At 74.0% G+C, this 20,268-nt stretch carries 17 protein-coding genes and 2 pseudogenes; 7 read left to right on the plus strand and 12 right to left on the minus strand.

The features are described from left to right. Positions 1-27 precede the first annotated feature (27 nt). Together ligD and ACFXOZ_RS16890 are read left to right on the plus strand one after the other, a co-directional pair. Positions 28-906 (plus strand): annotated as a pseudogene (gene ligD, locus ACFXOZ_RS16885) (non-homologous end-joining DNA ligase); the annotation flags it as partial. A gap of 102 nt (positions 907-1,008) precedes the next feature. Next, complete coding sequence (locus ACFXOZ_RS16890; RefSeq protein WP_375887044.1) at positions 1,009-1,863, plus strand: DNA ligase; 855 nt, start codon at positions 1,009-1,011, stop codon at positions 1,861-1,863. Positions 1,864-1,927: 64 nt separating this feature from the next. Here the strand turns inward: ACFXOZ_RS16890 and ACFXOZ_RS16895 are convergent, their stop codons facing one another. The 4 genes from ACFXOZ_RS16895 to ACFXOZ_RS16910 form a co-directional block, all read right to left on the minus strand. Then, complete coding sequence (locus ACFXOZ_RS16895; protein ID WP_380591111.1) at positions 1,928-2,512, minus strand: type 1 glutamine amidotransferase domain-containing protein; 585 nt, start codon at positions 2,510-2,512, stop codon at positions 1,928-1,930. A 17-nt stretch (positions 2,513-2,529) separates the two neighbouring features. Next, positions 2,530-2,826 carry a PRC-barrel domain containing protein gene (locus ACFXOZ_RS16900; RefSeq protein WP_375886756.1) on the minus strand — a complete coding sequence of 99 codons (297 nt, stop codon included), beginning with the start codon at positions 2,824-2,826 and terminating at the stop codon, positions 2,530-2,532. Positions 2,827-2,859: 33 nt separating this feature from the next. Next, positions 2,860-3,351 (minus strand): hypothetical protein, encoded by a 492-nt coding sequence (locus ACFXOZ_RS16905; RefSeq protein ID WP_380591114.1) that lies wholly within the window; start codon positions 3,349-3,351, stop codon positions 2,860-2,862. A gap of 66 nt (positions 3,352-3,417) precedes the next feature. Continuing rightward, a complete protein-coding gene (locus ACFXOZ_RS16910) occupies positions 3,418-3,861 on the minus strand; it encodes an HAD family hydrolase (protein WP_380591117.1) in 444 nt (147 codons plus the stop codon). Positions 3,862-4,061: 200 nt separating this feature from the next. Between ACFXOZ_RS16910 and ACFXOZ_RS16915 the strand changes: the two genes are divergently transcribed. Both ACFXOZ_RS16915 and ACFXOZ_RS16920 read left to right on the plus strand, forming a co-directional pair. Further along, the gene (locus tag ACFXOZ_RS16915) at positions 4,062-4,427 is read left to right on the plus strand and encodes a hypothetical protein (RefSeq protein WP_380591120.1); all 366 of its coding nucleotides are present in this window, start codon (positions 4,062-4,064) and stop codon (positions 4,425-4,427) included. A gap of 11 nt (positions 4,428-4,438) precedes the next feature. Beyond that, the gene (locus tag ACFXOZ_RS16920) at positions 4,439-4,837 is read left to right on the plus strand and encodes a VOC family protein (protein WP_380527911.1); all 399 of its coding nucleotides are present in this window, start codon (positions 4,439-4,441) and stop codon (positions 4,835-4,837) included. 89 nt (positions 4,838-4,926) lie between these two features. On the opposite strand, the gene ACFXOZ_RS16925 is transcribed toward ACFXOZ_RS16920, so the two are convergent. From ACFXOZ_RS16925 to ACFXOZ_RS16945, 5 genes and pseudogenes are all read right to left on the minus strand, one after another. After that, entirely contained in the window at positions 4,927-8,298 is a 3,372-nt protein-coding gene (locus ACFXOZ_RS16925) for a glycosyl hydrolase family 18 protein (protein WP_380591122.1), read from the minus strand. Positions 8,299-9,098: 800 nt separating this feature from the next. Continuing rightward, positions 9,099-9,893 (minus strand): annotated as a pseudogene (locus tag ACFXOZ_RS16930) (ribosome-inactivating family protein); the annotation flags it as partial. A gap of 131 nt (positions 9,894-10,024) precedes the next feature. Further along, on the minus strand, positions 10,025-10,633 hold the full coding sequence (locus ACFXOZ_RS16935; protein WP_375886741.1) for a GNAT family N-acetyltransferase: 609 nt from the start codon (positions 10,631-10,633) through the stop codon (positions 10,025-10,027). Between the two features lie 90 nt (positions 10,634-10,723). After that, positions 10,724-11,377 (minus strand): TNT domain-containing protein, encoded by a 654-nt coding sequence (locus tag ACFXOZ_RS16940; RefSeq protein ID WP_375886738.1) that lies wholly within the window; start codon positions 11,375-11,377, stop codon positions 10,724-10,726. A gap of 207 nt (positions 11,378-11,584) precedes the next feature. Beyond that, positions 11,585-12,898, minus strand: a complete 1,314-nt coding sequence (locus ACFXOZ_RS16945; protein WP_380591124.1) for a geranylgeranyl reductase family protein — start codon at positions 12,896-12,898, stop codon at positions 11,585-11,587. A gap of 496 nt (positions 12,899-13,394) precedes the next feature. Between ACFXOZ_RS16945 and ACFXOZ_RS16950 the strand changes: the two genes are divergently transcribed. Next, positions 13,395-14,408 carry an LPXTG cell wall anchor domain-containing protein gene (locus tag ACFXOZ_RS16950; protein WP_380591127.1) on the plus strand — a complete coding sequence of 338 codons (1,014 nt, stop codon included), beginning with the start codon at positions 13,395-13,397 and terminating at the stop codon, positions 14,406-14,408. A gap of 224 nt (positions 14,409-14,632) precedes the next feature. On the opposite strand, the gene ACFXOZ_RS16955 is transcribed toward ACFXOZ_RS16950, so the two are convergent. The 3 genes from ACFXOZ_RS16955 to ACFXOZ_RS16965 all read right to left on the minus strand — a co-directional run bounded on the left by ACFXOZ_RS16955 (position 14,633) and on the right by ACFXOZ_RS16965 (position 18,097). Then, positions 14,633-15,742: a calcium:proton antiporter gene (locus ACFXOZ_RS16955; protein WP_380591130.1), complete on the minus strand. Its 1,110-nt coding sequence runs from the start codon at positions 15,740-15,742 to the stop codon at positions 14,633-14,635. 91 nt (positions 15,743-15,833) lie between these two features. Continuing rightward, positions 15,834-17,285 carry a serine/threonine-protein kinase gene (locus ACFXOZ_RS16960; RefSeq protein WP_380591133.1) on the minus strand — a complete coding sequence of 484 codons (1,452 nt, stop codon included), beginning with the start codon at positions 17,283-17,285 and terminating at the stop codon, positions 15,834-15,836. A gap of 50 nt (positions 17,286-17,335) precedes the next feature. Further along, on the minus strand, positions 17,336-18,097 hold the full coding sequence (locus ACFXOZ_RS16965; RefSeq protein WP_380527929.1) for a serine/threonine protein kinase: 762 nt from the start codon (positions 18,095-18,097) through the stop codon (positions 17,336-17,338). Positions 18,098-18,608: 511 nt separating this feature from the next. On the opposite strand from ACFXOZ_RS16965, the gene ACFXOZ_RS16970 reads away from it, so the two are divergent. After that, a complete protein-coding gene (locus ACFXOZ_RS16970; RefSeq protein WP_380527932.1) occupies positions 18,609-19,016 on the plus strand; it encodes a hypothetical protein in 408 nt (135 codons plus the stop codon). A 348-nt stretch (positions 19,017-19,364) separates the two neighbouring features. After that, complete coding sequence (nagB, locus tag ACFXOZ_RS16975; RefSeq protein ID WP_380527935.1) at positions 19,365-20,147, plus strand: glucosamine-6-phosphate deaminase; 783 nt, start codon at positions 19,365-19,367, stop codon at positions 20,145-20,147. Positions 20,148-20,268 lie beyond the last annotated feature (121 nt).

A 20,268-nucleotide genomic window follows, 5' to 3' on the forward strand; every position in this document is an offset into this window, starting at 1 on the left:
CCACCGCAGCACTCCCGGAGAGCGCCGATGCCGCAGATGACGGTCGACGGGCACACCCTCGCCCTGTCCCACCTCGACAAGGTGTACTACCCGAGCATCGGCACCCCCAAGGGCGAGGTGCTGCGCTACTACGCCGCCGTGCACACCGCCCTGCTGCCCCACCTGCGGGACCGCCCGGTCTCCTTCCTGCGCTGCCCGGACGGCGTCGAGGCGGAGGTGTTCGTCGCCAAGAACCCGCCGCCGGGCACCCCGGACTGGGTGCGCACGGTGGACGTGCCGAGCACCGCCGGGGAGCTGCGCCAGGTGGTGCTGGAGAACGGCGCGGCGCTGCTGGCGGTCGCCAACCTGGGCTGCCTGGAACTGCACGTCCCGCAGTGGCACGCCGCCGCGCCCGGGCTGGCCGACCGGCTGGTCCTGGACCTCGACCCGGGCGAGGGCGCCGACGTGCTCACCTGCCGGGCGGTCGCGCTGCTGCTGCGCGAGCGGCTGGCCGCGGACGGCCTGTCGGCCTGGGTGAAGACCTCCGGTTCCAAGGGCCTGCACCTGCTGGTGCCGATCGAGCCCACGCCCAGCGCCGACGTCTCCGGGTACGCCAAGGCGCTGGCCGCCGCCCTGGAGGCGGAGCACCCGGAGCTGGTGGTGCACACCATGGCCAAGGCCCGGCGGCGCGGCCGGGTGCTGGTCGACTGGTCGCAGAACAACGCCAAGAAGACCACCGCCGCCCCGTACACCCTGCGGGCCCGGCCGCTGCCGACGGTCTCCGCCCCGCTGGCCTGGGCCGAGTTGGAGCGGGCCCGCGGGGAGGCGGAGCTGGTGTTCACCCTCGCCGAGCTGCCGGGCCGGCTGGCGGCGCACGGCGACCTGTTCGCGCCGCTGCTGGACCCGGAGCAGGCCCGGCCGCTGCCTGCGGCACCCGCCGCCGGTGCCGCATCCTCGGCCCCCACGGCCACCTCGGCCCCGGCGCGGCCCTCCCAGCCGCGGCAGGCGCTCCACCCGCCGGTCGAGGTGATGCGCCCCGCCGCCGTCACCGCCGTGCCGCCCGCCGACGGGCTGGGCGGGGGCGGCGTGCAGTACGAGCTGAAACTGGACGGCTTCCGCTGTGTCGCCTTCGCCCGCGGCGACCGGCCGGCCTTCCTGCAGTCCCGCAGCGGCCGCGACCTCGCCCCCGAGTTCCCGCCGATCGCCGCCGCCGTCGCCCGGCTGCCCGAGGGACTGGTGCTGGACGCCGAGCTGGTCGCCTGGCGGGCCGGGCGGTTCGCCTTCGAGGAGCTGCTGCACACCCGGCAGGCCCGGGCCGCCGCCCCGGACGTCGCGCTCGGGCTGATCGCCTTCGACCTGCTGGCCCTGCCCGGCCGGGACGTCCGGCGCCTGCCGCTCACCGACCGGCGCCGGCTGCTGCTGGCCGCGCTGGCCGACGTCCCGCCGCCGATCCAGCCGGTGCTGGCCACCACCGACCGGGCGGAGGCCGTGGCGTGGATCACCCAGCTGGCCGACACCGGCGTGGAGGGCCTGGTGTGCAAGGCCGCCGCCTCCCCGTACCGGGCGCGCGGCGCGGGCCGGGCCTGGGTCAAGTACCGGCGCAGCGACACCGAGGACGCCACCGTCCGCGCCCTGACCGGTCCGGCCGACCGGCCGCACGCCCTGGTGCTCGAACTCGGCGACGGCCGCGTGCTGTTGACCACCCCACGGCTCACCCCGGTGCAGGCCCGGGAGGTCGCCCGGGCGGCCGGCCCGCTGCTCGGCCCGCCCGCCGCCGACCCCGACCACGGCCGGGTGCACCCGCTCACCGCCCCGCTGCGCGCCGAGGTCACCCTCACCGGCCGCCCGCCCACCGCCACCTTCGTCCGCCTGCGCGGGGACTGACCCCGGCGCGGTCACGCTCCTCCGCCCCGAACGTGCACCCACGGACGAGTCCTCTGACCCCGCGTCACTTCCGTCGCCCGGCCGCCGCGTGGGCGAACTCGGTGACGAAGGTGTCCTCGAACACCGGCAGGTCGCCCGGCGTGCGGCTGGTCACCAGCGGGCCCGGGCCGTCCCGGCAGACGTGCACCTCCCGGTCGACCCACTGGGCGCCCGCGTTGACCAGGTCGGTCCGCAGGCTGGGCCAGGAGGTGAGGGTGCGGCCGCGGACGGCGTCGGCCTCGATCAGGGTCCAGGCGGCGTGGCAGATCGCCGCGACCGGGCGGCCGGCGGCGCAGCAGGCCCGGACGAAGGCGACCGCTGCCGGGTCGAGCCGCAGCGCGTCCGGACCGGCGACGCCGCCGGGCAGCACCAGCCCGGCGTAGTCCGCCGGGTCCGCCTCGGCCACCGGGACGTCCACCGCGAAGGTGTCCCCGGGCGCGCGGTGCCGGACGGCCTGGACCCGGCCGGGCGCGGTGGAGAGCAGGCGCGGGCGCCCGCCGGCTTCGAGCACCGCCTGCCAGGGCGAGGCCAGTTCCTCCTGTTCGGTGCCGTACGGGGCGACCAGGAAGGCGATCGTCCGGCCGGTCAGGGTGGTGGCGGGCCAGCCCATGGTCAGCGGTCCACGGCTCAGCGCCGGCGGGCGGTGGTGAGGTGCTCGGCGGGCGGCGGGACGGTGCCCAGCCGGGCGCGCGGGCAGTCCAGGTGGACGGCGCGGTCCAGGTGGTCGATCCGGGCGACCAGACCGACCGGGACGAGCACCCTCGCACCCGGCACCCAGGCGCCGGCGTCGACGGCCAGGTGGTCGCCGGCGTCCTGGTCGACCCGGCCGAGGGGTCCGTCGGTCGCCTGGACCTCGTACCCGACCAGGCTGAGGTCGGCGGCGGGGTGGGAGCCCGGGCGGTACTCCCACAGGTCGGTACTCATGCGCACCTCTCGATGGTTCGGCCCCCCGTCGCGTCACGCCTCCGGGCGGTCCCAGGGCCTTCGTTCACGTCCGTCCCGGCCGTCCCCGCGCTCTCGTCCCTCCCCGCGTTCCCGTCCCTCCCCGCGGTCCCGGCGTTCCCGGCGGTCCCGCCCGTCCTCGCGGTCCGGGCCGGCGCCGCCGACGACGCCGTCGCCCCGGCCCGGCGCCCGTCGCCGCCGCAGCAGCGCCGTGGCGGCCACCGAGGCTGCCACCGAGGCGGCCCAGACCACCCCGAGGGCGGTCAGCACCGCAGTGGTCGGAGTGCGCACGCCGATGCCCACGCAGATCGACGTCATCACCAGTACGGTCAACAGGACCCCGACCGAGATCCGGCGCCCGACGCCGCGCAGGGCGTCCAGGAACCGGTTCGGCCGCTTGGCCCCCATCGTGCTCAACTTCCGGTCGAGGCGCGTGTCCTGGCGCAGATCGGACTCGATCTCCTCGAGGAGCCGCCGCTCCCATCCGCTCAACGCGGGTCCGTCCATCTCGGTCACCTCCGACACTTCCGGTGACGTGCTCGCACCCGGGCGGTTGCCCGGTACGGCCCGGCGTTAACCGTTCCGGGGGCCGCCGGTTGCGGCGGCCACGCGCCCGAAGGCCCGGGGACGGGCGAGCAGGCTGTCGTCCAGGACGCGCAGCAGGGCGGCGGCGTCGCGGTGGACCTCGACCGCGCCGGCCGCCCGCAGCTCGGGACCGGCGTCCCCGCCGGCCTCCAGGGCGACGCAGGGCACCCCGGCCCGGCGCGCCGCCAGCACCTCGCGCACGCTCCCGGCGACGGCCACCGCGTGCGAGGGCCCGCCGCCCACCAGCGCCAGTGCGGCCCGCACGGCATCGCCACCGGGGGCGGTCACGGTCAGTGCCCGCACCCCGGCCGGGCCGGGGCCGGTCAGCACCACCGTCCAGCCCCGCACGGCGCACTCGCGCAACAGCTCGGCGCCGCCGGGCAGCCGGGGCCGCCAGTCGGTGCCGATCAGGGCCGCCGAGATCACCGTCATGGCCACCTCTCCCGTGCTCCGGGCCCTGCGTCGGGGCTTCCCCCGCGCAGGTCACGCACCGCGCGCCCTTCCAGGTTAGGACGCTCCCCGGCCCGGCGCGCAGCCTGCCCGGAACGGCCGCCCCGGGCACCGGAAAACCGCTTGGCGGGCGCCGCACGGGCCGGAATACTCCGGAGGTCCGTCGACGGGGAGGGGAGCGGGTGGCGGTGTTCGCGTGCGCCGGGTGCGGTACGGAGCTGACGGTGCCGGTGGCGGAGCCGGACATCGCCCTCGTCCCCCGCCACCAGTGGACCGGCGCCGCCTGGCCGGCGCCCTCCGGCACCGTGGCCGTCCCGCTGGACGCCGGGGTGTGGACGTACCTGGCCTTCCCGCCGCCCCGTCTCGCCACCAGGCTGCCCGCCGGGGAGGAGCGGGACGACCCGCTGCCGCTGCGCCCCGCCTTCCTGTTCGAACCCGACCGGTACCTGCTGCGCCACCACCTCGCCCGGCTGCCCGCCGTCCGCGAGCCCTGGCTGCGGGCGATCTACGATCGGCTCGGCGACGGCCGCCACCACCCGGGCGCGTAGGAGGGCACCCCATGAGGATCAACCTGACCACCGTGTTCGTCGACGACCAGGACAAGGCGTTGCGCTTCTACACCGAGGTGCTGGGCTTCGTGAAGAAGGCGGAGGTCCCGCTCGGCGCGTACCGCTGGCTCACCGTGGTCTCCCCCGAGCAGCCGGACGGCACCCAGCTGCTGCTGGAGCCCGACGCCCACCGCGCCGTCGGGCCGTACAAGACCGCGCTGGTCGAGGACGGCATCCCGGCCGCCCAGTTCGCGGTGGACGACGTGCACGCCGAGTACGACCGCCTGCACCGGCTCGGGGTGCGGTTCACCCAGCAGCCCACGGCGATGGGCCCGGTCACCGTCGCGGTGCTGGACGACACCTGCGGCAACCTCATCCAGCTCGCCCAGTTCACCCAGCTCCCCGGCTGACCGGCTGACCGGGGCCCCGGCCGGGGGTGTCCAGGTCCTCGGTCGTCATTACCCGAGTCCCGGCACCCCCCGGTCGGGGTCCGAGGCGGTCAGGGGGTGGGGCCGAGCTTCTGCCAGGCGTCGCTCCTGCCGGGCTCGTCCGTGGCCTTGTTCCACCACTTGGCCCGCCAGTAGGAGCCGTTCCACGACACCGTCGAGGCCCAGGCCCCCTCGGTGTCCCCCGCGATGATCTTCGTGCTGGAGGCGGTGGCGCTGTTGGCGGGTGCGGCGAGGTAGGCCGGCACCTTCCACCAGTCGTCGTTCCCGCCGACGAAGCCGCCCAGGGCGTAGGCGGCGCCGTGCACGGGGCCGCCGGGGGCCGCCGAGTCCAGCAGCGGCTTGCCCGCGGTGGCCTGGTCCGTGCTGAGCCGTACCAGGCGCAACCACTGGTCGACCTTGCCGTCACAGTCCCGCACGGTGAGGGTGCCCCTGGCCGTGGTGGCGCCGAGGCACTGGTCGTGGCCGCTGGTACCGGACTTGATGTGGTACCACCCCGGGGAGTCCTCGCTCACCGTCCACAGCTGGTTGGCGTTGCCGGCCTGCTTCATCGACAGGTGGGCGTCGGCCCAACTCCCGGGGTGGTCGAGGACGTTGCCGCTGTTGCGGTCCTCGATGATCCACTTGTCGCCGGTCTGCCAGAACGCGAACGACGGGTTCGGGTTGTAGGCGTGCGCCTGCCACGGCGCGGCCTGGCACTGGGAGCCGGACGCCGGGGCGGGCGGGTCGACCGTCGTCACGGCGCGGCGCCGGTCACCCGTCGAACCGAACTCCGTCCCGCCGATCCTGAACGTCACGTTCGCCGGCCCGGTGACGGGCAGGTAGTACTTGACGTCGATGTCCTTCGACCTGCCGGCCGGAACGTCCTCGCAGTAACCGAGCTTGATCGTCACCCGGTGGAAGTCGCCCTTCAAGCCCCCCGCGTTCGGACCGCTGTGGCCGGGGGTGATGCCGCCCATCACCTTCCAGGCGCCGTCCTTCACCACCGGCGTGGTGGAGGTGGGGAGGTCGAAGGAGATCTCCGTGCCCTGGGCGAGGGCGACCTTGGAGCTGTTGGTGATCCGCAGTTTCGGCTGGATCGGCCACATGTCCGCCACTGCCGTGGGGAAGTCCACCAGCTCGGCCTTGACGTCGATCACCTGGGCGGGGAGCGACTTGCCGCCGCCGGTGGCGTTGCCCGAGGCCCCCGCGCCCTTGAGGGCGTTGTCGAGCCGGGTGGTCAGGTCGTAGCCCATCCCCCACTCGCCGTTCGCGCGCTTGGTGTAGTCACCGGCGAGCTCCCAGATCATCGCCCCGCCGATGCCCTTGTCCGCGATGTACTTCGCCTTCGCGTCGACGGACTTCTCGTTCTCCGTCGACAGGAACACCTTCTTGGCGTCGTTCCACAGCCACGACGACTGGAGCGGGTCGGAGTACTTCTCCGCGTACGTACCGGTCGGCTTCCCGGCGTCGGTGCCGGGGTCGACGCCGTAGGCCTTCAGGTAGCCGGGGGTGCGGCCGTCCTGGAGGTTCCTGGTGTGCCACAGCGGGTTCGACCCGGCCCCGACCTCACGGCCGTCCTCCGTGTCGTGCCACACGTTGTCGATGCCGGTCGCGCCCAGTCCGCAGTCCTGGCCCTTGGCCGGCCCCCGGCCGCCCACGCCCCGCGGGCACTTGGACTGGTCGGGCATGGCGGAGGTGCCCCACAGGCCGTCCGTACCGCCCTGCACGTTCTGCCAGCCGCGTGAGTAGAAGGGGATGCCGAGGTTGACCCGCCCGGGCGGCAGGGCACCGCGGTAGTAGTGGTAGGCCCAGTCGACGTTGAAGTACCCGTTCTTCCCGTACTCCTTGGTGTCGGCGCGCTGGTCGTCGTAGATCCCGGCGTCCGCCAGCTCGTTGTCGCGGCCGTCGTCGTACAGCGGGGCCTGCGGGCCGACGTACTTGTTCCACGAGCCGTGCAGGTCGTAGCTCATGACGTTGACGAAGTCCTGGTACTGGAGCGCCTGGCCGGCGTCCAGCCCGCGCACGAGGTAGCCGGAGGCGGACCCGGCCGAGGTCAGCAGGTAGTAGCGGCCCTTGTCCGCACCGGCCCGGTCCAGCTTCGCCCGCAAGGTCTTCATCAGCGCGGTGTAGCCCTGTTGCAGCCCCTTGCGCCGCGGATCGGACACGTCCCAGTCCAGCGGGTTGCCCGTACTGGGCAGGGCGCCGGGGTACTCGTAGTCGATGTCGACACCGTTGAACCCGTAGCGGTCCAGGAACTCCGTCACGGAGTCGGCGAACGTGTCGATCCCCGCCTGGTTGACCGAGCCGTCCGCGTTGGTCGCCATCGCGTAGAAGCCGCGCGTGTCCGCCCAGCCGCCGACCGAGATCAGCGTCTTCACCGCCGGGTGCTTCTTCTTGTACGTGTTCAGCAGGTTGAAGTGCCCCTTGTACGGCAGGGCGGGGTCCATCGCGTTCCGGTCCCCGTCCCAGGTCATGCCCGTGGCCGGGTTCTCCGGGTCGTTCACGTCGCCGACGCTGATGCGGTTCCCGTCCACCTTGGCGAAGGCGTAGTTGACGTGCGTCACCTTCGACCAGGGGATGTTCGACACCAGGTAGGCCGGATCGCCCTTCGCCCCGGAGCGCCACCCGGTGAAGTAGCCCACCGCGCGCCGGGAACGGCCGTTGCCGACCCACTCCCGGCCGCTGCCGTCGTAGACGTCGCAGTAGCGGGCCGACACACCGTCCGTGGGCGTCATCCCCTCCGGCCGGCAGTCACCGGCGGACGCGGGTTTCGTCCCCCGGTCGTCCGCGGAGTCGTCGAAGGGGGAACCCGCGGAGCCCCGCCCCCCGGGATCACCGGTGCTGGTGCCGCCCTCCAGGTGCCACCGCTGCTCGAAGGCCCCGGTGCACCTCCAGAAGGCCAGGGCCTTGTCCTCGCCCTGGTCGGTCAGGCAGCCGCCGTCCGAGGTGACGAGCTGGTACGTCTGCCCGCCCAGCGCGTCGAGCCGCCAGCGCTGGTTCGCACCACCGCCGTCCCGCTGCAGCGCGGTGTAGTAGCTGGTGCCGTCCACGCTCTGCGACCGGTTGCCGTTGGCCTCCAGGACCTGGCCGGGGTCGAGGGCCGTGCGGATCGCGAACCGGCCGTCGTCCTGGCGGTCCAGGTTCCACTTCTGCGCCTGGTTCCCCTTCCGCCCAGGGCCTTGACCTTGGTGCCGCTGGCGGGGTTCGCCTGGTCGACGTCGGCGACCCGGCCGGTGCTGTCGTTGACCAGCGAGACGCCGGCCGCCGAGGGCGGGGGCGTGCTCGTCGGGCCGCCCTTGTCGTCCGCCCGCGGGATCTTCGTCATGCCGGTGGTGTCGCCCGCGGCGAAGATCGTGCCCGCCAGGACGCCCCAGCGCAGCGCATCGGCGGTGAAGACGAGGTCGCTGTCCGGGCCGCCGGCCGCGACGAATCCCCTGGTCCACTGGTTCCCGCGGAAGAAGGCGGCGAAGGCCCGGTCGAAGGTCTGCACCCCCGGCCAGCGGACGGCCGCGTTGAACCCGTCGGTCCAGCCGGCCTTGGCCAGGGCCCTGAAGTTGTCGCCGATGGGCTTGGGCCCGTTGAGCACGCGGTCGGTGGAGCTGCCGATGTTGACTTCCAGCGACACGTAGGTGTCGCCCTTGAAGAGGAAGACCTGGTTCTCCATCACCGACAGGGCCGAGTCGACCCCCTGGGTGAAGGGCCTGGTGCCGTCACTGCCGGCCAGGCTGTGCCACCCGTCCGCGATCGTCGTCGGCGCCTTGGTGACCTTGGCGTTCCCGTCGGAGTCCAACCGCATCCGCATGTACTGGTCCCCGCGGAACAGCATCACCTCGTCCGGGTCCTCCGGCAGCGTGAAGGCCGCGTCGAAGCCGTTCGCGAAGGGCGTGCCCGCCAGGACCGGCCACAGGTGGGAGACGGTGTCCTCCGTGCCTCCGGCCAGGACGGCGTTCTGCGAAGCGTCCTTGATGCGGGCGACGAACGGCCCCTGGAGGAGGTACATGTCGCGGCCGGTGCTGAAACTCGCGTTCACCAGCGGGCGGCCGCACCCGGGCGCGCCGTCGCTCGACCGCGGGATCCGGCAGATCGGACCCCCCGTCCGGACCTGGAGGACGGCCAGCCCGACGGCGGCCGCTCGGGCGGCGAACCAGGAGTTGCCCGGGTCCTGGTTGGCCTCCCACAGGTCGCTGCTCCGCGCGTTCCAGGTCTGGATCTGGGGTTCGAACTGCGCGATGCGGGCCGGGATCCCGCTGCGCAGCGCCGCCCCGATGGCGTCCCTGATGTTGCGGAACCGGGTGCCCTCGGCCAGGGCTTCGACGAGGACCATCAGAGCGCTGCGCAACCACGGTGTCTGCTGAGCGACGTTCGCCGCATTCCGCCGATGGAAGGTGACGCCCTCCAGGATTCCGACGGCGCGCGTCAGCGCATCGGCGTCGATGTTCACCCAACGGTTCTCGAAGGTGAAGGGGTTGTCCCGGTTGGCGCTCTCGTTCCTGAGGTCGCCGTAGTCCACACCGATGTCGTTGAGGTAGACGTACCTGCCGTCACCCAGAGTTAGCTGCTGCTGGTTGAACCACGTGTTGCGGGCGACCCTGGACGAGCCGATGCCGTCGTCGCGCATGCGGTAGACCGTCCGCACTCCGTCCCGGATGGTGTAGAAGCCGCAGATGTAGAGGTCGTTCGGCGCGATGATCAGCCCGGTCTCCATGTTCGCCGGCTGATCCCGGTTCGGGTGGACCAGATCGAAGAGGTTGACCGTCACGGGGGTGGCATTGTCGAGCGTGATGTTGTAGTCGCCGCGGTACGGGCGGGTGAAGTTGCGCTGGAGGTCCCCGATGAAGTTCAGGTAGCGCTGGGACGGGTCGTCCTGGGCCGCGTGCGCCGGCCCGTTCGCCCCGAACGGCAGGAGGAGGATCGCCAGCAGGACCAGCAGGACCCGGCGCAGCCCCTCGGCCCGGCGTCGGGGCGGCGATCCCCCCGCCGCCGGGCCGGGGACGGTCGTTCGCAACCGCAACATGTCTCTCCAGAGGATCGGTGACATTACTGCGGCGGAACCTACGAAGCACCGGTAGACAGGCGATGGACGGCCCGGGCGGAGGCGGGGGCGGGCGCGGGTCGGCGGAGACCGGGGCGGGCCGGGGCGGGCCGTGACCCGGTTGTCCGGCCCCGGGTTCAGCCGAGGGTGACCGGCGGGTCGGTGGCCAGGCGGGCGTGGAGGTGCTCGTCGTTGTAGGGGCCGTCGCCGTAGCGGTAGGAGCCGCGCAGGGTGCCCTCGTACGGGAAGCCGGCCCGGGCGGCGACCCGGCAGGAGGAGTCGTTGCCGACGGCGTGGTAGAGCTCGATGCGGCGCACCCCGGCGGTGCGCACGCCCCAGTCGGTGATGGCGGTGGTGGCGAGGGTGGCCAAGCCGCGGCCGCGGGCGGCGGCGAGCAGCCAGTAGCCGACCATGGCGACGCCCTCGCCCTGGTCCGTCCAGAGCAGCACGACGTTGCCGCACAGCCGGCCGTCGGCGCGGTCGGTGACGGCGAAGCAGGCGGTGCTGCCGTCGGCCCAGCGCTGGTCGGCGCGGTCGAGGTAGGCCTCGGCGCCGGCCGGGTGGGTGGCGTCGTGCAGGGGGTTCCAGCGGGCGATCTCCGCGTCGGCGGCGGCCGCCGTCACGGCGGCGACGGTGCCGCCGGGCAGGTCGAGGGCGCGGCCCCAGGGGCGCAGCTGGAAGGCGCCCAGGTCGAGGACCTCGGGCTGGAAGGGGCGCCGGTCGGTCGCCAGGTCACTGGTGGTCACCCCGCCTTCCTACCTCCCGTCGCGCCGCGCCCGCCAGTGATTAATCCGGCGGCGGCCGGTCCGGCGGCGACCGGTCCGGCCGGAGTCCGGTCAGATCCGGGCGAGGTAGCCGTTCTCCACGAGCCAGAGCACGTTCAGCTTCGCCGGGCCGCTGGGGACGAGGGCGGCGTCGAGCTGGTACTGGAGGCCCCAGCCGGGCTGGTTGAACCAGGGGGCGATCGGGCCGGCGTGCACCTTGAACGGCTTGACGACCTTGTAGTCGTGGTAGTTGCAGCCGGCCGCCGGGACGCTGTCGAGGCTCTGCGGGGGGATCGCGCGGTTGGCGTAGGGCAGGCCCTCGGGGGCGAGGAAGGAGCCGTACTCGCTGCCGTAGCGGTCGATGTTCTGGTTCGGGTACAGGGTGAGGTCGAACTCGACCGGGCTGCCGTCGGGGAGGGTGACGTAGCCGTCGGACGGCGGGTAGATCCAGCCGCCCTTGCCGCCGTTGGCGGTCGGGTCGTAGTACTTGGTCAGGAAGTCCTGCTCGCCGGCGCCGCCGGTGCGCTGGTAGCCGGCGAGTTGGCGGCCGACCGGGCCGGTGGTCGGGAGGTCCTCGGGGCCGAGGCGGGAGTCGCCGTCGAAGAACGCCGCGGAGCACTGGTCGGACGGGGTGGCCGCCCTGGTGTCGGCGGCGGCGGCGGGAATGCTCACGGCGGTCAGGGCGGCGGCCGCGGCGAGGGGCGCGACGAGCAGGCGAAGGCGCACGGTGTCTCCGTCGAACGAGGATCGGTGGGAGAGCAGCCGCGGAGGGCATTGCGCTCACCCTCCGTGGCCGGTTCGCCACCAGGCAAGCGGATTCACTGATCATTCGTCAACACGACTTGGCCGAAGACCGACCGGATTCCCCGGTTTCGGCCACGCCCGGGACGCCGGGCCGCGCACTCGGACAAAGGGGCGGCCCGGCCGCCGGCCTCACCGCCCCGGGGCGACCCGCCCGAGCAGGTGGAGCAGCCGGTCCAGGGCGTCCTTGGAGTCGGGCTCGGTCAGGTTGACCATCAGCCGGAAGGCCACCTTCAACAGCGCCGGGTGGCCCAGCCCGGCGGCTCCGGCCGCACCGAGCAGCCGGGGCCGCCCGAGCAGGTCGGCGGCCAGCCGGCCCAGCGCGAAGTAGCCCGCGTAGGCGGAGCGGAGCTTCTGCGGGTAGGCGCGCAGGGCGAGTTCACGGCCGCGGTCGGTGCGGCGGGCGTGCGCCTGGACGACGGTCTCGGCGGCGTAGCGGCCGGACTCCATCGCGTAGGCGATGCCCTCCCCGGTGCCGGGGCTGACCGTGCCGCCGGCGTCGCCGATCAGCAACAGGCCGTCGGCGTAGTGGGGTCGGCGGTTGAGGCCCATCGGCAGGGCGGAGCCGCGGATCGGCTCGGTGACGGCCTCGGGGTGGTAGCCGTAGTCGGGCGGCAGGTTGGCGCACCAGCGCCGCAGCAGCTCGCGCCAGTCCAGGTCGGTCTTCGCGGTGTCGAGGACGCCGAGGCCGACGTTGGCGGTGCCGTCGCCCATGCCGAACACCCAGGCGTAGCCGGGCAGCAGCCGGTGGGCCGGGTCGTCGGGGTGGCGCAGGTCGAGCCAGGCCTCCAGGTAACGGTCCTGGTGGCGCGGGGTGGTGAAGTAGGTGCGGTAGGCCACGCCCATCGCGCGGTCGGTGCGCCGGTAGCGCTTCATCGCGACGGACAGCCGGGTGGAGTTGCCGTCGGCGGCGACCACGAGCGGGGCGCGGTACTCGACGGGCCTGCGCTCCTCGCCCACCTTGGCGCTGACGCCGGTGATCCGGCCGGACCGCTGGTCCGTCAACGGCCCTGCCACGTTGGCCCGTTCGATCAGCCGGGCACCGGCCGCGGCGGCCCGGCGGGCGAGCAGCTCGTCGAAGTCGGCCCGGCGGCGCACGAGTCCGTGGCCGGGGAAGGCGGAGAGCTCGGGCCAGTCGAACTCCAGCGAGCGGTGCCCGGAGATCAGCCGCAGGCCCTTGTTGTGCAGCCAGCCGGCCTCCTCGGAGACGTCGACGCCCATGTCGACCAGCTGTTTGACGGCGCGCGGGGTGAGGCCGTCGCCGCAGACCTTCTCGCGCGGGAAGGCGGACTTCTCCAGCAGCAGGACGTCCAGGCCGGTGCGGGCGAGGTGGTAGGCGGCGGTGGAGCCGGCCGGTCCGGCGCCGACCACGATGACGTCGGCACTGTCCTCGGTCGGAGCGGGCTGCTGCCGCTCCGCTCGCAGCTGCTGCTCTGGGCCGGGCATCGAGCACTCCCCCTGGGGTCGGATCGGCTGCTGGCTCGACCGGTGGCTGACGCGATCGGCCGCACGCGCAACGGAATCGGCGGGCTGGGCGGTTCCAGACGGACGATAGAGAACCAGGCCCACCGCCCGCCGCCATGACACGCGGACCCGGCCCGCGAACCGGCCATTACCGGCCACCCGCCACCCGTCCCGTCGTCGCCCCGCGGGCCGTCCTCGCGGCCCGGCGAGCCGGGTCCCGATCGGCACATCAGCACGTCAGAGGCCTGCGCTGCACATGAATTCACCACAACCGGGTGATCGGATCGTTGTGGGGAACTAGTCGGATAAATCGCCCTCAGCGCTGCATTTCTGCCAAATCCCCCTTGCGTCACCTTTCGTCCTGCGGGAACTTTTGTGCCCCTCACGTCGTACCCAGCCGGCCCCCGCCCGGCGGGCGACCGAAGGCCCCCACCCACCGCGCGGACTCGTCCGGCCCGCCGTACCCGATGGAACACCCATGCACCTCCGCTCCACCGCCGCCCGCTCCCTGGTGGCCGTCCCCACCGCCGCCGCCCTGCTCCTGCTCGCCCCCGCCGCGCACGCCGCCGCCGGCGGCAACGGGAAGGGCGCCCCCGGCAACAACGGCACCGTGAAGATCCACAACGCCGGCACCGGTCAGGAGGACGTGCGCAACGAGCCCAAGGTCTGCACCTTCTACCTGGACTCCTTCGGCTTCGACGCGAACCAGGACGTGCTCTGGGCGATCTTCGACATGAACGGCGACATGACCGAGCCGGTCGTGTACGGCGACCTCCCGGTCGACTCCGAGGGCCACATCCGCACCGAGGACATCAAGCTCCCGGACGGCCACTACAAGCTGTTCTGGGCGGCCGTGCCGCTGGTGGACGGCGAGCTGCCGGAGAACCCGGACGTCAGCAACCCCAAGCAGAAGGTCTTCAAGGTCGACTGCGGCGGGCAGACCCCGGCCCCGACCGGCAAGCCGACCGCCGTGCCGAGCACCAGCCCCTCGCACACCCCGGCGCCCTCGCACTCGGCCACGCCGTCGCACACCCCGGAGCCCAGCCACACCCCCGCGCCCTCGCACTCGGCCACGCCGTCCACCACCCCGCTGCCGCCGGTGCCGACCACCCCCGCGCCGACCACCCCGGCCACGACGCCGGCCACCACTCCGGCCACCGAGCCCGCGAAGACCCCCGCGCCGACCACCCCGGCCGCCGAGGTCCCGAGCGGCACCCCGAGCACCGTGCCGAGCGCCGGCCCGTCCATCCCGCCGACCGCCACCGTCCCGGCGCACCCCGGGGACGGCACCAAGGTCAGCCCGAGCCGGCCGCTGGTCGTGCCGGCCAAGGTCAGCGTCCCGACCCCGATCCCGGGCGCGGCCGCCGACGGCAAGAAGCTGGCCACCACCGGTAGCGACGGCACCCTGCTGTACGCGGGCGCCGGCACCGCCCTGCTGGTCGCCGGTGCGGGCGCGGTGGTCTACACCCGCCGTCGCCGCACCTCCGCCTGAGGCACCCCGGTACGCCGGTCCCCGGGGGTCTGAGCCCTCCGGGGGCCGCGGTGCCGCGTCTGAGCCGCGGCACCGAAGCGCCCGGCCCGTCGACGTCCGTCGGCGGGCCGGGGTTCGTCCCTGATCAGGGGCGGAGACGACGGAAGCCCCTGACCGCACGGGGGGACGTGCCAGGGGCTTCCGTTCATCTCCACGGCCACAGGGGCCTCAGTGGTTCACTCCCGTCACGGATTCACCGCCAGCACCACGAACTCCGCCAGCACCCCCAGGTGCAGCGCGCCCTGGAGCAGGGTCGCCCGGCGCGGGATGACGGTCAGGGTGCCGAGCACGACCGTCAGGGTCAGCAGCACCAGGTGCGAGGGTTCGAGGCCGAGGACGAGCGGGCCGGAGAGCCAGACCGAGGCGATCGCGACCGCCGGGATGGTCAGGCCGATGCTGGCGAGCGCCGAGCCGAGGGCCAGGTTGAGGCTGGTCTGCACCCGGTTGCGCACGGCCGAGCGGAGCGCCGCGATGGTCTCCGGCAGCAGCACCATCAGGGCGATCACCACGCCGACCACGGCGTGCGGCAGTCCGGCGCTCTCCACCGTGGACTCGATGGTCGGCGAGACGCCCTTGGCCAGGCCGACCACCGAGACCAGTGCGACGGCGAGCAGCAGCATGCTCGTCCCGGCGGCGCGGACGGTGGGCGGGGTCGCGTGGTCCTCCTCGTCCTCCTCCCGGCGGACCTTGCCCTCCGGGGTGACGGGCAGGAAGTAGTCCCGGTGCCGCAGGGTCTGGGTGGTCACGAACAGCCCGTACACCACCAGCGAGGCGATGGCCGCGTAGGTCAGCTGGGTGGTGGAGAACTGCGGGCCCGGGGTGCTGGTGGTGAAGGTCGGCAGCACCATGCTGAGCGTGGCCAGGGTGGCGATGCAGGCGAGCGCGGTGCCGGTGCCCTCGGCGTTGAAGACGGCGGTGCGGTACTTGACCGCGGCCACGATGATGGACAGGCCCATGATCCCGTTGCAGGTGATCATCACGGCGGCGAACACGGTGTCCCGGGCGAGGGTCGAGGACTTGTCCCCGCCGTCGGCCATCAGCGTCACGATCAGCGCGACCTCGATCACCGTGACGGCGACCGCGAGCACCAGCGATCCGAACGGCTCCCCGGTCCAGTGCGCGATCACCTCGGCGTGGTGCACGGCGGCCAGCACCGCCCCCACCAGGAACACGGCGACGACGCCGACCACCCAGCCGGGCAGGTCCTCGTGCCAGGTGAGGGCGAGGACGACGAACGCCGCCACCGGGACGACGACGGTCCATTGCGCGGAGGCCGCGCGGAGCTTCGTGATCATGCGCCCGAGGATCCCAGACCGGGGGCCGGTCGCCCGGGTGCCCGCGCCGGGATACGGGTGGATGTGGCACAACTCATCCCGATACGTCCGCTCACCCGCCGTAGTCGGCGAGGTACCGGAGCACCTTGTCGACGTGCGGCCGGACCCGCTCCGGGACGCCCCCGGCGGCCGTCACGGTCTTGTCGCTGGTCCGGTACGCGGCGGCGACCAGCGCGGGCAGGTCGCGGGTGAAGCCCTGCCGCTTGAGCTGCTGGTCGAGCCAGCAGACGTAGTTGCCCATCGCGGCGATCGCGTCGCCCGGGTCCAGGTAGGACTTCGGCCCGGGGTGGCTGGCGGCCTTGGCCCAGGCCTCGAAGACCGCGGGCGTCCACATCGCGATGCCGTACTCGCCGGTCTCCGGGCGGGCCGCGTTCGGGTCGAAGCCGCTCTCCGCCTTGAGCATGGCGGCCAGCAGGACGGGGGTGACCTCCGGTTCCGGGCAGCGCCGGGCGGCGTCCTCGACCATGCCCCGGTAGGCGGGCGGGACGTCGGATCCGGCCGGGATCTGCCCGGGCAGCGGTGCGGCGCGGTGACCGCCCGGCCCGGCCCGGCCGACCGGCTCGGGGCCGCCGGTGAGCGCGAGCAGGACGGCCGTGCAGGCCAGCATCCCGAGGCCGGCCCGCAGCACCCGGCGGCGGGCGGCCGGGCGGGCGCCGGCCCGGGCCACCAGGGCGGCCAGGTCGGTGCGGGCGCGCTCCTCCCGGTCCGGGGCCAGGCAGGCCGCCACCACGGGCCGCCAGCGGGCGGGCAGTGCCTGGTCCGGCCGCAGCGGGGCCGCGCCGCGCGCGTACGCCTGGGCGGCGAGCGAGCGGGCCCGGGCGGTGGCACCGAGGAAGGGGTGCAGCCCTCCGGTGAGCAGCTGGTGGGCGATCACCCCGAAGGCCCAGACGTCGGCGCTGGGGCGCACCGCGACCCCGCGCGCGCCGGTGCGCTGGGACCACCACTCGGGCGGGACGTGGTCGGGGGAGCCGAGCGGCGGGGCGTAGGCGTGGGTGCCCTCCAGCTCGGCGGTCAGGCCGAAGTCGGCGATCTTGGCGGTGCCGTCGGGCATCAGCAGGATGTTGGCCGGTTTGAGGTCCCCGTGCACCCAGCCGGCCCGGTGCATGTGGGTCAGTCCGGCGCACACCTCGGCGAGGATCCGCTCGGCGCCGGGGACGGCCCGGCCGGGGCGCGCGGTGGCGAGCAGGTCCTGGAGGCTGCGGGCGGCGCGTTCCATCACCAGCGCGACGGCGCCGTCCAGTTCGGGGCGGCCGGGGTCGTCGACGGTGACCACGGCGAGGGTGCGGATCAGGTGGGGGTGGTCGGCGCGGCGGCTGAACCGCAGTTCCCCGGCGGCCATCTGGGCCGCCGTGCGGCGCTGGCCGGGGCTGGAGCGGGCCGGTCCGAGCAGCTTGACGGCGGCCGGGGAGCCGTCCGGGCCCTCGGCGGCGTAGACGCTGCCCCAGGCGCCCGCGCCGAGGAAGGCGCCGGTGCGGTAGCCGGCCAGGAGGTAGCCCGGGGGCACCTCGAAGGGCGGCCGTGAACCGGGTGGCGGCCCCGGCGGGTCGGCCGGGGTCACGGCCGGGTGGCCGGGCGCCGGGGCGGCAGCAGCGCGAGGTGCTCCTCCCGGACGAGGTCGAAGCGCAGGGCCAGGGCGACCAGTTCCTCGCGTTTGCCCCCGGCCGGGCCCTCCTCGTACGGCTCGCGCAGCCGCAGTTTGGCGCCGACCAGGTAGTCGATGTGGTAGTTCACCGCCGAGCGGGTCAGCCCGTGGCAGGCGGGCAGGGCGCGCAGCCGGGCCAGCACCTCGGTCGCCCCGGGGACGGCGGCGGCGGAGGGCGAGCGCAGCCGGGGTTCGCAGAGCGCGAGCAGCACCAGGAAGTACTTGGCGGTCGGGTCCAGGGCGAAGGGGCTGACGGTGCGTTCGCCGTCCGCGCCGGCGGAGTGGCCGTCCAGGTAGGAGTGCTGCGGGGCGAAGACCTTGAAGGCGGCGGGCTCGCCGAGGGCGGGCAGCAGGACCCGGGAGAGTTCGAAGGGGACGGGTGCGCCGAGCCGGCCGGGGGCGACCTTGACGTGCTCCCCCGCCCCTTCGAGGTTCTCCACCACGTAGGTGGCGGTGGTGGAGAAGTTGGACAGCAGCCAGTAGTCCTCGGCGGCGACCACTTCGCCGGCCCGGCGGGAGACGCCCTGGTCGGGCAGTGGGATGGGGACGGGCCGGGCGGGCTCGCCGCGGCCGAACACCGCGGTCTCGCCGGGGCCCATCCGCAGCAGTGCGGGCGCCGTGCCGGGCGCCGACTCCGGCCTCTGGTTGGGTAGTTGCACGATGACCGTGGCCACGCCGCCACCTCCGTGGGATCGGTTCGATGGTATCCGTCCGATTCGCCCCGGAGGCAAGGCGCTTACCCGGACGGGTGAAGGAGTCCGGACGAAGGGCGGGGCGGGCCGGGGCCCGGACGATCGCTTTCGACAAAAGGGTGGTTCAAGGCCTGGTCAAACGGGCGGACCCGGAGTACGTGGAACCGAGCCCCGGGCCGCTCCGACCCTCCCCGGCCGCACGGACGGGACTCCTCCCGGCCTCCCGCCACTCCTCGCGGGACCCCGGCCGCGGGCGCGATCGGCCACGAACCCTTGCAGGTCGGGAACTTGGCGAACGCCCTGGGCGCTGCGGACCTACTGATCATCCGTCAGGCCGCGACTTGTCCGTGCGCTGAACATCCGGCGAACGATTGCAGCCAGTAGTTGAACCGTCACCATGGGTGTGACGCAACGCACACTTGCCGATCTCATGATGTGTGCAAGACTCATCTCAAGAAGTGAGATTCCCTTTATTTCCAAGGAGGTTCGTATCATGCGCACTCGGATTGCAGCCGTGATGATGACGGTGGCAGGGATCGCCGGGCTGTCGGCCGCCCCCGCCGTGGCCGCCACGGCGACGTCCGAGGCCGGCACCGCGGCCTGCGCCACGGTGCTCAACCGCCCCTGCATCACGCACCAGGCCGACGGTGAAGGCATCGTCGGCATCGCCCAGGTCAGCGCGGACCCCACCCAGTTGACGATGGTTCAGGTAGAGGTGCGCACCCAGCAGGCCTGGGGCAGCCCGTGGGAGACGGTCGCCAGTGCGACGACCGTCCGACTCGGCTCCGCCCAGGCCGTCACCCCCAAGGTCACCGCCACCGCCCCCCGCATCATCTGCGCCACCGCCGGCCCGGCGCTGGACGCCGCCAAGCAGGTGACCACCTGTACCAACCCGTTCTGATCCGGCGCGCTCCGCTCCGGTGGGCCGGACCCCGATCGGCCGCCGGAGGGGCGCCGTCCGGAAGGACACCTCCGTAAGACAGGGAAGCCCGGACCTCCGGGCACCGGGAGCCGGGGCCTTCGGGCCCCGGCTCCTCGGGCGTCCCGGCCTCCCCGGCCTCCCCCGCCTTCTCGGGCGGCCCGGGCGGCCCGGGCGGCCCGGGTGGCCCGGGCACCGGAAAGCCCTCACCAGGCAGAACATCCGGCCCGGAGACCGGCCCCGGGTGGACCTGGGGGCCCCGTTCACGGCAAACTGGTCTAGACCTCGGAGGTCTAGACCTCAGCCTCGCCTCAGAACGGTGGACCCAGTATGGAAATCGTGATCGTCCCTGACGCCCCAGCGGCCGGCGAACTCATCGCCGCGGCGATCACCGATCTGCTGACCGGCAAGCCCGAGGCCCTGCTCGGCGTCGCGACCGGCTCGACCCCGCTGCCGATCTACCAGGCCCTCGCCGAGCGGGTCCGCGACGGCCGCCTGGACGCCTCCCGGGCGCGCATCTGCCAGCTGGACGAGTACGTCGGCCTGCCGGCCGGCCACCCGGAGTCCTACCGCTCGGTGGTCTTGAAGGAGGTCGTGGAGCCGCTCGGCCTGACCGAGGAGTCCTTCCTGGGCCCGGACGGCAACGCCGCCGACATCGCCGCGGCCGCCACCGCCTACGACCGCGCGCTGGCCGAGGCCGGCGGCGTGGACCTGCAGATCCTCGGCATCGGCACGGACGGCCACATCGGCTTCAACGAGCCCTGCTCCTCGCTCTCCTCCCGGACCAGGATCAAGACCCTGACCCGGCAGACCCGGGTCGACAACGCCCGGTTCTTCGACAGCATCGACGAGGTCCCGCACCACGTCATCACCCAGGGCATCGGCACCATCCTGGAGGCCCGCCACCTGGTGCTGCTGGCCACCGGCGAGGCCAAGGCCGAGGCCGTCGCGCTGGCCGTCGAGGGCCCGCTGGCCGCCGTCGTCCCCGCCTCGGCGCTGCAGCTGCACCCGCACGCCACCGTGGTGGTGGACGAGGCCGCCGCCTCCCGCCTCAAGCTCGCCGACTACTTCCGCGACACCTACGCGGCCAAGCCGGCCTGGCAGCAGCTCTGACCCCTGCGGTCGCCTGCGGCGCGGGGCCGGGACACCGATTCGGTGTCCCGGCCCCGCGCCGTGTCCACCCGGCCGCCCCCGTCCGGATGCCTCCCGCCCGCCCGCCTCCCGCCCGGGCCGT

Origin of the sequence: Kitasatospora sp. NPDC059160 (assembly GCF_042755465.1) — a bacterium.
Lineage (GTDB): Bacteria > Actinomycetota > Actinomycetes > Streptomycetales > Streptomycetaceae > Kitasatospora.